Below are 12049 nucleotides of genomic sequence, written 5' to 3'. Positions count from 1 at the left end.
GAGCGGCCAGCACGCAGTTCTTGGTCGCGCCGCGCGAGAACCTGATCTGCGTCGGAATGACTCAATACATGCCAGCCACACCGACGTACTTTCAAGACGCCCGCAAAAAGCTGTACACCGCCGTGCGAGAGCCTGCGTCTGCGAAATGATCGCCGGCGCGGTGGATCTTTCGGCATTCACTGTAATGCACGCTCGCCGGGCTTCGTGCCCAATCGACGTCACCGTGCGCCAGCGCTACAGGACCAGTCGGCCAGCGCAGCGCGCCCGCCGTATACTTTTTCAAAAGCACGGCAGATATCGTCCATGTCCGACCGCGGACCGAGAAACATCCCCTGCTCCAACCACAGGGCTTGTTCGCGACATAGCAGATCGCTGTTTGGACAATGCACCTGGTCGTAGTCCAGCAGGTCGGCCACCCGTGCCAAGTACGGGCCGAAGGCACGGTTGCTGAACATGGGCTGTTGCGGCAGAGAATATCCGTAACCGGGCGAACAGGGTATTCCTTCGGCCCGCAGGGCCGCGATCACAGCGGCGCGTGGAGCGCCAAATTCCTGAGCGTCGACCCGCATCATGAAAAGATGATAAGCATGACGGGTACAGTATTCAGGGCGCTCTTGCGAGAAAAGGCCCGGGAAACTCTTGAGCCGTTCGCTTAGATACTTGCCGTTGTTGTCACGAGTCGTAGTTTGTTGTTCCAGCCGGTCGAGCTGCGCATTGAGCAGCGCCCCTTGCAATTCTCCCAGTCGGTAGTTGCCGGAAACAATATGGTGCTCGTACCACACGCCGGTCGGGATGCGACCGCAATTGTGCAGCGAGCGGCAGGAAGCGGCCAGCTGCGCGTCGTTGGTGGTAATGATGCCCCCCTCGCCGCAGGTGAGGTTCTTGCTCGATTGGAACGAGAACGACGCCACGTCGGCCAGGCTGCCGGCAGGACGATTTTTGTAGCTGGCACCGTGCGCGTGGGCGGCGTCCTCGATAACTAGCAACTCGTGCTTCTTTGCGATCGCCATGATCGCATCCATGTCGGCCGGTTGACCGGCGAAATGGACAGGGATGATTGCGCGCGTGCGCGGCGTGATGGCTACCTCGACAGCCTGTGGATCGAGATTGAACGTACCCAAATCCACGTCTGCGAACACGGGCACCATGTTGGCCTCGACCACAGCCGAGGCCGTCGAAAAGAACGTGTACGGCGGTATGATGACTTCGCTCTCGGCTTCTAGCCCGGCCGCGATCAAGCTCAATCGCAGCGACACGGTGCCGTTGACCACCGCGATGCCGTGCTGGCAACCGTGCATGGCGGCGAACCGTTCTTCGAACTCGGCGACCTCATTGCCGTCTAACCGACCCCAGCGGCCGCTGCGCAGAGCGCCCAACAGACGCGCTTCCTCGTTCTCTTCGAAGATGGGCCAGGACGTGAAGGGACGCTCTCGGACAGGGCGACCTCCCAATAAAGCGAGATGTTGCGACATAGGGTGATTTCTAGCTCGGTCCTGAAATGTCTTGTCGAGATAATAAGAATCAATTCAACAATGCGCCGGCGAGCGAACAGGGCGATGTACGCGTGCAATGGCGGCTCCTGGCAGGCGGGGGGCCGCAGTATTGGGCTAAATGATACCAAGAATTGCGGGCCTGCGCCCGCATCCTTGCCGCCGGCTCGCCGGATGGCGCACTCATGAGGGTAAGATCTACCACTGCTCCGAACGAACCGTGCATCGATCAAGGTTGCCCACGCCGCCACCAAAGCCGAGCATGCACTCGGTCAGGTTTCGCAGGGACAAGGAGCTTAATGGCAATCTATACCGTGTAGAGCTATAACCGACGTTAGTGGGAGAGTTGCGTTCTCAAAGGGGCAACCCCATGGGGAAGGTCCCTCTCTGATGGAAATCATAATTCCCCACAAGTATTCCGGCTGGCAAGAAGCTATCCGAGATGGGTAAGTTTTGCCAGGATCGGACACACAGTACGTGTTGACGTGAAACAACGCGGCTCAGTTTTTCAAGTGACCACGGGAGAATTGGATGACGCGCGCGGACCTTCGCCTGATTGCCACGGGACTGTTGGGGATATCGACATTGCTCTTGGTCGGACCGGCTAGGGCTGGCACCGGGCGGCCCGAGGATCTGGGTGTGATCCCAACTCCTCAGGAAGTGACCTGGACCAAAGAGTCGCTGCGCGTCGACGAAGCCACCAAAATTCTCCTGCCTCGTGCTGCAACCGAGGGCGCAAAGTTCGCCGCGAGCAATCTACAAGAACGCCTCGGGCAGCAAACAGGTTTGATGCTAACCATCACGCAAGATGCGGCTGCGGTAAAGGCCCCCAAGCTGATCGTCCTCGGGAATCCCAAAACCGATCCGCGCGTGGCCGCGATGATGAAGGCCTACGGCCTGGAACTCTCCGAGCCCATGGCCAAAGAGGGGTACGTGCTCGGTATCGGCGCCGAGGGCATTGTGATCGGCGCCGCAAGCGCGCGCGGTCTGCTTTACGGTACCACGACCCTCCGACAGATGCTGGTCTCTCGCGGCCAAACCAATCCACTGCCGGCAGTGCGCGTACGCGACTGGCCCAAGATGGCCATGCGCGGCGTTCACGACGAATTCAGCTACGGCCAGATCTCGACGATCGAAAACTTCAAGGACATGATCCGCTTCCTGGCCGACTTCAAGATGAACACCTTGATCTTCTATTTCGAAGACACTTTCCGCTTTAAGCACTACCCAACGATCGGAGAAGGTCGCGGTGCGCTCACTCGCGAGCAGATCGACGAGCTGGAAGCCTTTGCCAAACCGCTGGGGGTCGAGATCTTTCCTGTTTTCGAGATGCTGGGCAATCAGGGCGCGCTGCTGATGTTGGACGAAGTGCGGCCGCTTGCCGAGTATCCGGGAGCCCATTCGTTTTCGGTCGATGACAAAGCCTTCGAGTTTCTGGCCAACTGCTTTCAGGAAATCGCCGACGCCTTCGACTCGAAGTATTTTCATGCCGGACTTGACGAATCGTGGGACTTGGGCTTCGGCAAGAGCGAGGAGTTGGTCAAGCGCGTAGGTCGCGGGCCGGCGCACGCTGCCCATTATCGGCGCATAAACGACCTGCTCAAAAGCCGCGGCAAAACGATGCTGATGTACGGCGATATCATCCTCAAATATCCAGAGATCCTCGAGCTGATCCCTAAGGACATTGTATTGATGGACTGGCAGTATGAGCCTGCCGATCATTACCCGACGGTCGACGTGCTCGGCTCGAAGGGTTTTCCCATCCTGGTGCTGCCCGGCATGAGCAACTGGGATCGGATTTTTCCTGATATGTCGAAGGCGATGATCAACATCCGCAACTTCACGCTCGACTGCTACCGCCAGCCGCGTCCGCTAGGCTCGATCACTTCTACCTGGGGAGACAACGGCTCGAAGAATCTGCGCGAGCTGCTTTATTACGGCTATGCGTACGGCGCCCAGGTAACGTGGTCGCCCGATTCGACGGACGTTTCGAGCTTTTCCGACCGCTTCTTTACGCTCTGGAATGGGCCAGGCACGGCGCCGTATTTCGAGGCCATCTACGCGCTGCTTGAAAAGTGGCCCTGGTGGTTTCCCATGCTCGATTATTTTCGCCATCCGTTTCTGCCCCGCAAAGACGAGCGACCGCACGGCACCCAAGAGCTTTATCGTGTCTATGAGGACGCGCGCACGGCTCAAAAGCTTTGCGACATATTCCAGCCGCTGGTAGTTCGTCGCAAAGGAGACGTTGATTACCTGCGCTACTGCGCGCGAATGCACGAACATTATGTCGCCAGCCAGCGACTGGTTGCTGATCTGAACGCGTTTGCAACCGCCGGACTTTCCAAAGACGCCATTGATGACGCTCAGGCCCAATTCCTCGCACGCATTCGCACAGTGCGCGACGAAGCGGCCAGCCTGCGCGATACATTTAACGACTTGTGGCTGCGCACGAATCAAACGGCGAACTTGCATTATGCGATCGACGAATATAACGCGATCATCAAGGTCTGGGACGATGCGGCAAGTCGGGCGCAGCAGAAGGTATTTGCCTATGATCCACGTCCGGCGGCTGAATGGATCTATCACCCCGACGCTGCTGCCGGCAAACCGGTGCAGCATGCCTATTTTCGCAAACGGCTCCAGCTCGACCCGCATGAGATCGCCTCGGCGGGCATTCAGGTGCAAGGGGACACGCACGCCAAAATCTATGTCAACGGCAACCAGGTCGGAGAGCAGTTCGCTCGGCGAAATCTCTCGGCGCCGGTCAATCCAAAGCTGCTGGCGGTTTACGACATCAAACCCTACTTACGGTCGGGCGAGAATGTAATCGCGGTCGACGCACGCAATTATGGCACAATCAATGCCGAGCTCGAGCCGGGCGGGCCGGAACGCAGCGGCGGTTTTCACCTGTACGGCGAGATCCGAGACAAAGACGGAAAAGTGCAGCCGATCTTGTCCGACGCCAGCTGGAAAGCAAGCAACAACGAAGAGCCGAATTGGAGCCAGCCTGCCTACGACGACCACGCCTGGCAGCCGGCCAAGGAAGACACCCAACCGACGGTCTGGGTAACCTATCCGGATTTCAGCAAGGGGCTACGCGGCTTCAGTGACGTGCGCTGAGGCGCGCCTGCAAATCGATAACCGACAGTTCTCTCGCCGGGCTGCGCCGCTATCAAACGTTCGTTCGTCCGGCCGACTGGTGCTTTTTCAACGCTTGAATCTCGGGTTGGGGTGCCATGGCCACGTTCGTCGTGGCCATGCCGAAGCATCTTTAGAGTACGTACTTGCAGGAGGAGCATGCTCAGGCAAGCGTGAACTGGCACCCGAACATTTGGATTTGACGCAGCGGCTAGGGCTGAGATTCGCCTTCATCTTCCGCGTTTTGCAAGTGCTCCAGGCGCGAAAGCATGTTCTTGATGTCCCAAGCGCCGCGTATGCCGACATAGACGGTGACGGTCGAATACCACACCAGGCAAATGATGGTCAGCACCCACCAGAACGTAGCGCTCATAGGTTGGCCTCGCTGACTGAGTCGGTCACGAACATCGGTTTGATCAACGACCCGACGATCATCGCCACGGCCGCGCCTGCAAACGCGGCGATACCGGAATAATAGGGGCCAATCGATTGGGCCCGTACCGCCGTAGACGGTAGCTGCTCCAGGATCAAATACGTTAAGGGGAAAATCGCCCCAGCGACAATAGCCGCGGCGGCTCCCCAATCGTTAGCACGTTTCCAATAGCAGCAAGCGACAAGCAGAGTGGACATGCTGGAAAGGTAGATCGTGCCGGTAACGGTCAGGTAGGCCCATATTCCGTTGTCGCCGATCTGATACCACAGACCGAAAAAGAACAGGAACAGCCCGATCAGGGCCACGATCGCGCGATTCACCAAAAGGCCCCGTTTATCCGACCAGGGCGCCTTGCGCAGGGGTGCGAGCAGATCGTTGTAGATCACGCTTCCCCAGGTCAGCATGTACGACGAATCGGTCGACATATCCGCGGCCAGCATCGCCGCCACCAATAGCCCCATTAATCCAGTCGGCACCGTGCGGCTCAAAAAGATGGGCATGGCTTGGGCCGCATTGTCGGCAGTGATCAATCCGTCTTCGAGCGTGGCCATGGCTGCGATGCCCCAAATCGCGGGGATCAAAAATTGGCACACAAAAAAGAAGCTGGTCGCCGTGTAGACCCGTTGGCCGGTCTTCGTGTCTTTGGCCGCCAGCAGGCGCGCAATCGTGGTTTGCCAGGTCAGCACGGCGGCCGTGTTCAGAAGCATGTTGAACACGATGAATGGCCAGCCCAAGTTCGGATTCGAAAGCGGATTGAAGCCTCCCGCGCCGTGGCGCTCTTGAACTACGCTGACCAGGTCGCTCCAGGGAACATTGAACATCATGATGAACGTCACGGCCAGGAGCCCGATGCTCATCACCACGAACTGGAGATAATCGGTCACTAGTACCGACAACATGCCTCCGACGATCGTATAAAACGTGACCCCGGCCAGGAGCACGGTCATGGTCACTTCGAGATTCTCGAGACCGATGCCACAAACGGTCATCAGAAAATCGCCCCCTTGCCGCAAGAAGGTGCCCATGTTGAGCAACCCGCCGACAACGATCACCAGGCCGCTCCACCAGCGTATCCGCGGTCCAAAACGCTTTTCGAACAGTTCGGCGATGGTGACCACACCCGAATCGCGCAGCTTCTTGACGCAAAAGCCGGTGTAACCAACCACGAACATGGCGATCGCGTAGGTGATGCCCACCGAGGCGCCGGCAAAACCGTGCTTATAACCAAGCTCGGCTGATGACATGCACGTAACGATGCCGAACTCGGTCGCCGCCAGCGAGGCGATGCCCAGGTAGACATCCATTTCGCGACCGGCAACCAGAAAGTGCTCTACTTTACCGACGTATTTGCGGACGCTCAGCCCTACGGCCATCGTGGCCACCAGATACACGCCGACGATCGATGCGTCGATCCATGTAAAATGCGTCATGCCGGCAAACTCGTGTCAGACGGATCAGACATACTTGCTACGCGATTGGGCCCCCATACTACGCTCGCCTCCCCGGCCGGCACAAGCGGCTGCGGCGCGCGCTCGAGAACCCTTCGTGTCACGCCGACGCGGCTCTTGTTCACCACGGCTAGATCGTATGCGCGTCGCGCATAGCGGCCAGGATGCGACGGCAGCATGTAAGCAATACGATGCCGCCGAATGCCCCCATTAAAACTGACGGAGGCTCAGGCACTTGCATGCCGCCAGTGTTTTGCAACCAATGCGAGGCAACCAGATTGAGGTCCAGGCCGTTTACCATTCCATCGCCATTGGCGTCCCCCGGTGGCGACGTGCCGAGTTCCATCCAATGAGTCGCAATCATATTGATATCAAGACCATTGACCTGGTTGTCGTTGTTTACGTCTCCCTTGACCGCGGGCTTGAATCCCAAAGTGACCGTCTGCCAATCCGGGCTGGCAAGGATCCGAAAGCCACCGTAAGCGCCGTTGACGTTCGCCGTCACGCTACTGTTCCAATAATCGAGGCCGATTTGCGCCACGGCCGAACCGGTAACCAGCACCCTGGCCTGGACGTAAACGTCCGTCGCGCCCGCAGGCACCAGTCCTGGCGTGTCGTTCCAAACTGAATAAGCGGCGCCGGGATTGTCGCTGGGGGTCAACGACACGGCATCCGTGGTCCAACTCGAAAATATGGCCCCAGGCAGCTCGGTCACCATGTCGCTGCGCAGCGTGTAGTCGCCAGAGATATTTCGCTGCTGCCCGGGGCCCGTCCCGTAGTCGCTGCGATCGATCACGACGTCTTGGCCATTGACGATGGCGTGCACTTCCAACCAGTCGATTTCCACTTCGGCAGGTGCAGGATTGTAGATGTCTTGCACGGCATAGAAATATTCCGTGGCCATCGGGTATCCCGCAGGGGGAGTGTAGTAGGTCACATGCGGCGCCTCAGGCGGCCAGATGCCAGTCTGAGCTTGAATGGGGTATGGCCCCACCGTGTCAGCGTGGACAGGAACCTCGTCGACCAAAAAATGGCTAAGCGTGGCAACCAGGCAGGTGATGAATAAAGTGCTACGCACGTCGCTCGTCTCTTAGTTTAACGCCTAGCCGCCTGTCGGCGGCGGGCACAGGCGACCAGCAAGCCACCGATTGTGCCTAGTCCGGCCAGCGCAAGTGTCGACGGTTCAGGTGCCGCGTAGATGACAAACGGATTGACGTTGAAATAGGAAGTCGATGCATTCGGGGTGAGTCCGGCCCAGGTGGCAATCTGCTGATCCGAGATCGGGTTCACGCTGTCGCCGTAGGCTACATGGTCGGCCTGCAACACGGTGTTGGCGATGATGCCCTGCAAGACGTTGCCAGGATGAAAGCTATCGGACAGAAACAAATCGTTTCCGCTGGTGCCTCCGGCATTCAACATGTTTACACCGGCGAAGGTGGTCAACGACGGAGCGAGATTGCCAATGGCGTACATATCGATCACCGGAAAGTGATGCGCAGCCGCCAGGCTGATGATTTGGGCATTGACCGATTGAATGACCTTGGCGACCGCGGCGTGCTGCGCAACGTTGGAATAGCTCCCCTTTTCGGACGGTGTCTGAGTGGGGTCTGGAATCGTGGCGAGGATCATTTTCTGATTGGGATTCTCAGCCAGCGTAGCGGTCACGCCAGCGGCAATGGTGTTGTAGACGTTCTTGGCGTAGGCGACGGTAGTGGGATCCGTCAGTGGGTTGTACGACTTGTTCGCGGCATCGTTGTAGATAGTCTTGGACGCGGTGCCGTTGAAGTCGTTTGCGCCGATGATATCCACGAGAACGTGCAGATCCCCGGCGGCAACGACGGGCTGCAATAGGCCCACTTCGGTGTTGACGACATCGCTACTCTGGGCGCCAACGATGCCCGCATCGTACGAGTTGTACGTGGCACCATTGAAAAGCGAACTAGGGAAAGGGGCGACCGGCCCAAGGTTGTAGCCGGCTTTGACCAACTGGTCGGCCCAATTGAATTGGGTGCCGTTGGAGTAGAGTGTATATCCATTGGCCGTGGCCAAAGGGACCCACAGAGAATACTGCATCGTCATGCTGTCGCCGTAGGCGCCGATGCTCTGCTCGCTGAGAGGAGCGCCCAGAACCACGTTCACCCAGCCCAGCGCGCACGATAACGAAAGCAGATACCATAACCTCATGAGCGTTTCCTCTGGCGAGCCACCGCCGCTCGCAGGTGTTGCACCGGTTTCTGATCAAACTCTGAACCGGCGACTGGGATAGAATACCGCGGCCCATAGAAGACCGCTTCCGGAGCTCTGTGGGACGATCTTCGTGGCAATGGCCGTTAGTGACAAGGGGCTGACCACGGTGGTTCCACCGCAATTATCAGTGAGACCGCAGCCAGTTCCCACATCGCAGGGGGGGGTAGTCGTCAATCCGCACGCAGTTTCTCGCGCTTTTGAGAAGCTGACTCCCCGTCCCCGTTTCCACCACGGATTCGACGCCTGGGACGTGCGCGCGATTTCGCCGGCGGTCTGAACGAGAACCGTGTGGCCGAGCGCCTTATTTCTTAAGTGGCGTGGCGCGGTTCGCCTCGCATGTCGAGCGACGGCCGCGCCATTTGCCAGTCTTGCTAGCGGCACGACGCTGGCGACAAAAACACACGTCGCAACGATGCCTAGGTAGTTGGCGAGCTTTGCACGAGTTACGCCTGCGGTGGCAGAGTTAAATCGTCACCATTCTCATGTCGCGCCGCCCCCCGCGCCGATATAACCCGAATAAATTACCTGTTCTGCGCGGCCGGGAATCTCCATGCGCGTTGCTCGGATCATTTTGGTCCTAGGGTTGGCCTGTTCGGCCGGCTGTATGAGTGAGCGCTTGCGCCAACGCACGATCAGCCAAGGTGCCACCCTGCCCGAGTTGCAGTATCAGCAGGTCCTCGACAATCTCGCGCTTTTTTCCGCCAACCCTTCGGCGCTGCCGTGGCACATCAATCTCCGCGAGGGGACGACGCAGATCACGGACTCGGCCACGGTTGGCGCTGCCGTGGACCTTGGGCCGCCGACCGAAACTCTGCCGCAGCTGTTCGGATCGCGTACGGCGGTTGCCCAATGGGGCGGCTCGCCGGTCATCGATACGCTAGAACTGCGGCTCTTGCGCATTGCCTACCGCCGCGCGCACGGCTCGCCCGAAATGCCCACGCCGGAATTGCTCGACGAGCTGTCGCACGAATTGAAGAATCAAGTGGCTGTCAACACCGACCTGCGCGATGAATCGGAACTGTTCTACGAAAAACTGGCCACGATGCGCAGAGAGGGTCCAGCCGCCGACGCCGAAGTTGTCACGACGAACAACGAATCCTTCGCCGGAAGCTCTGGTGAGAAATCTCCGCTGGCACGCGATGTCAGCCGGCAGGTCGCCCTCATCGAGCGCGAGTTGAGCTTGATCGAAACCGGCTGGTTCTATGTCGGCCGCAAGCGAGACGTGCCCAAGGACACCTGTTACGTCGGACATTATCACGACTGTTGGGTCTGGGTATGTCCGAACGGGCGCGAAGCGCTGACGAGCTTTACGCTCGCGGCGATGAAGCTTTCGACGCTCATCAAAGAGACGCAAACATTGATCAGTCCCGGTTCGGTAAAGTTTTCGCCGGGCGATCGGGGCAGCTGAACCTCGCTTGCACCGTGGGGAATGCGCGTCCGCATCGGGTGATCTCGTGATGCGAATTAGCGCAGCGATTGCGAACAGGGCCCCACGTTATTGCGCACGAGTATTTGTATAGTTTCTCGTGCCACGCTGACTTTGCGCCCGGAGCGGCCGAGGCCAGTCCGATCAACCACATCGCAGTGTTGGCGAGACTGCAATATAATGCCTTGCACAAGGCACAATTACGCCAAGCGACGATGCTCACAGGATCATCCGATGACAATTATCGAGCGGGCGCTCGAACTCGTACCGAATGGCTCTCGCATCGGTCTCGGTTCCGGGCGCGCAGCCCAAGCATTCGTGCGGGCGCTGGGAGAACGCGTCCGCAGTGGGAGCCTGCTTGTTCACGGTGTTCCGACATCGGAGAACACGGCCCGGCTGGCCGCACAGGAGGGCATTCCGCTGCTGAGCCTTGCCGAGGCCGGAATCCTGGATCTGACCGTCGACGGTGCCGACGAGGTGGATAAGGACCTCGACCTTATCAAGGGTTACGGGCGGGCGCTGGTGCGCGAGAAGATCGTCGCAGCCTCGTCGCGGCGACTCATCATTCTCGTGGGGACAGAAAAACTTGTCCCACAACTCGGAAGCCGCGGCAAGCTGCCGGTCGAAGTAACGCCCTTTGGCATGACGTTATGTGCGCGGTCGCTGGCCGACCTTGGTTGTCGGCCGATCCCCTATGAGAAAGACGGCACCTTGTTCGTCACGGACAACGGCAATCACATTCTCGATTGTGCGATTGAACCGATCGTCGATCCCCACCAAATGGAATTGGCAATCCGTGCGATTCCCGGTGTCGTGGGGACAGGCCTCTTTTTGGGTATGGCCAATACCGTGCTTGTCGGCGACCGATCGACATTCGAGGTTGTCGAAGAAAGGCGCCGTGCGCCACAGTGATTCCATGCACCGTGTGGCGCGGCGTTTCCGTACCCGATGTGGCTACGGAAGGCGCAGTGACGTCTTCGCGAGACGTGGGCGCATATCACGCACGTTGGTCGCGCGCCGGGCAGCCTAGGCGAAAGCATGGGGCGAAACGCCCCTAACTCTCAGCGGACGGACTACTGGAGCCATTCGGGCATGCCCTGATCCTGGCGCGCCCCTACATTTGGCGCGCTGTTTGCTTTCCTCTGGCTCGGAGGGTTTAAAACCATGACCAATCGAATCGGAACATATTACGGCGATGTAAGGGACATCAAGCGGGCAGAGCAGACGCTAAACTTCTGCCATTCGATGAGCCGCGTCTGTCACGGTGCGGATTGCATGGAGGAGTGGGAGCTAGACGCCTTGGGCACACTTCAACTCGAAGCGATCGCAGTATTTCGCGGCTTGGGAGTGGCGCTCCCTTGGGAGCAGCCCGCGAGACGTTGAGCGTGGACAACTTTAATAGACGATTGTCCAACGACGCACCTTGGCGGTACGGGAAACTTTGCGTCGAATTATTGCGCAGCGCATTCCTGAAGCGAATCCTCAAGCGCTTCTCGATTCGTGAATATGCAGCCGCAGCGGTGGCAGCTGTAAGTGCGGTCGGCGGCGACGGGAATAAGCGCCAAATGAGGAGCGCCTCTATTGTTCCCTTGCCCATAGCATTTCCTCTCGCCCCTCAGCGAGACTACGTCCGAACGGCATTCCGGGCATTCGTGTGGGCCGTTTGTCATGGCAACCGTTTCCTGTCGGCGTAAACGGGAGTATCAGCCAGGAAAACGTAGCTTGCCGGTCAACGCAGTCAATTTAAATGTCGCGATCCGGCGACATCATTGGGTAGGTTGCGCCCCCCTCCCGACCCGGTGCGACAGGCAGTACTGCGACCTCAAAATTCCCAAAAAATCCTGGAATACTCTTGCACTTCGTGAGT

General features: G+C 58.8%; 9 protein-coding genes. 4 read left to right on the top strand and 5 right to left on the bottom strand.

Annotated elements, in window-relative coordinates; all coding sequences use genetic code 11:
* Positions 1 to 218 precede the first annotated feature (218 nt).
* On the bottom strand, positions 219 to 1472 hold the full coding sequence (locus tag VGG64_28955) for a DegT/DnrJ/EryC1/StrS family aminotransferase (protein ID HEY1603666.1): 1254 nt from the start codon (positions 1470 to 1472) through the stop codon (positions 219 to 221).
* A gap of 549 nt (positions 1473 to 2021) precedes the next feature.
* Here VGG64_28955 and VGG64_28950 point away from each other — a divergent pair.
* Positions 2022 to 4610: a glycoside hydrolase family 20 zincin-like fold domain-containing protein gene (locus VGG64_28950; GenBank protein HEY1603665.1), complete on the top strand. Its 2589-nt coding sequence runs from the start codon at positions 2022 to 2024 to the stop codon at positions 4608 to 4610.
* Positions 4611 to 4839: 229 nt separating this feature from the next.
* Here the strand turns inward: VGG64_28950 and VGG64_28945 are convergent, their stop codons facing one another.
* From VGG64_28945 to VGG64_28930, 4 genes are all read right to left on the bottom strand, one after another.
* Positions 4840 to 5001 carry a hypothetical protein gene (locus VGG64_28945; protein HEY1603664.1) on the bottom strand — a complete coding sequence of 54 codons (162 nt, stop codon included), beginning with the start codon at positions 4999 to 5001 and terminating at the stop codon, positions 4840 to 4842.
* Positions 4998 to 6491 (bottom strand): sodium:solute symporter family protein, encoded by a 1494-nt coding sequence (locus VGG64_28940; protein HEY1603663.1) that lies wholly within the window; start codon positions 6489 to 6491, stop codon positions 4998 to 5000. Before VGG64_28940 ends, VGG64_28945 begins: the two co-directional genes overlap by 4 nt.
* A gap of 148 nt (positions 6492 to 6639) precedes the next feature.
* The gene (locus VGG64_28935; protein HEY1603662.1) at positions 6640 to 7587 is read right to left on the bottom strand and encodes a hypothetical protein; all 948 of its coding nucleotides are present in this window, start codon (positions 7585 to 7587) and stop codon (positions 6640 to 6642) included.
* 17 nt (positions 7588 to 7604) lie between these two features.
* Positions 7605 to 8693 (bottom strand): PEP-CTERM sorting domain-containing protein, encoded by a 1089-nt coding sequence (locus VGG64_28930; GenBank protein HEY1603661.1) that lies wholly within the window; start codon positions 8691 to 8693, stop codon positions 7605 to 7607.
* 613 nt (positions 8694 to 9306) lie between these two features.
* Here VGG64_28930 and VGG64_28925 point away from each other — a divergent pair.
* The 3 genes from VGG64_28925 (at position 9307) to VGG64_28915 (ending at position 11565) form a co-directional block, all read left to right on the top strand.
* Positions 9307 to 10164 (top strand): hypothetical protein, encoded by an 858-nt coding sequence (locus VGG64_28925; protein ID HEY1603660.1) that lies wholly within the window; start codon positions 9307 to 9309, stop codon positions 10162 to 10164.
* A 252-nt stretch (positions 10165 to 10416) separates the two neighbouring features.
* Entirely contained in the window at positions 10417 to 11094 is a 678-nt protein-coding gene (rpiA, locus tag VGG64_28920) for a ribose-5-phosphate isomerase RpiA (protein ID HEY1603659.1), read from the top strand.
* Positions 11095 to 11346: 252 nt separating this feature from the next.
* Positions 11347 to 11565 (top strand): hypothetical protein, encoded by a 219-nt coding sequence (locus tag VGG64_28915; GenBank protein ID HEY1603658.1) that lies wholly within the window; start codon positions 11347 to 11349, stop codon positions 11563 to 11565.
* Positions 11566 to 12049 lie beyond the last annotated feature (484 nt).

The sequence above is a fragment of the Pirellulales bacterium genome, assembly GCA_036490175.1.
In the GTDB taxonomy this organism is placed as follows: domain Bacteria; phylum Planctomycetota; class Planctomycetia; order Pirellulales; family JACPPG01; genus JACPPG01.
The sequence above is the reverse complement of the archived record's forward strand: the minus strand, read 5'-3'. Positions and strand labels throughout refer to the sequence as shown.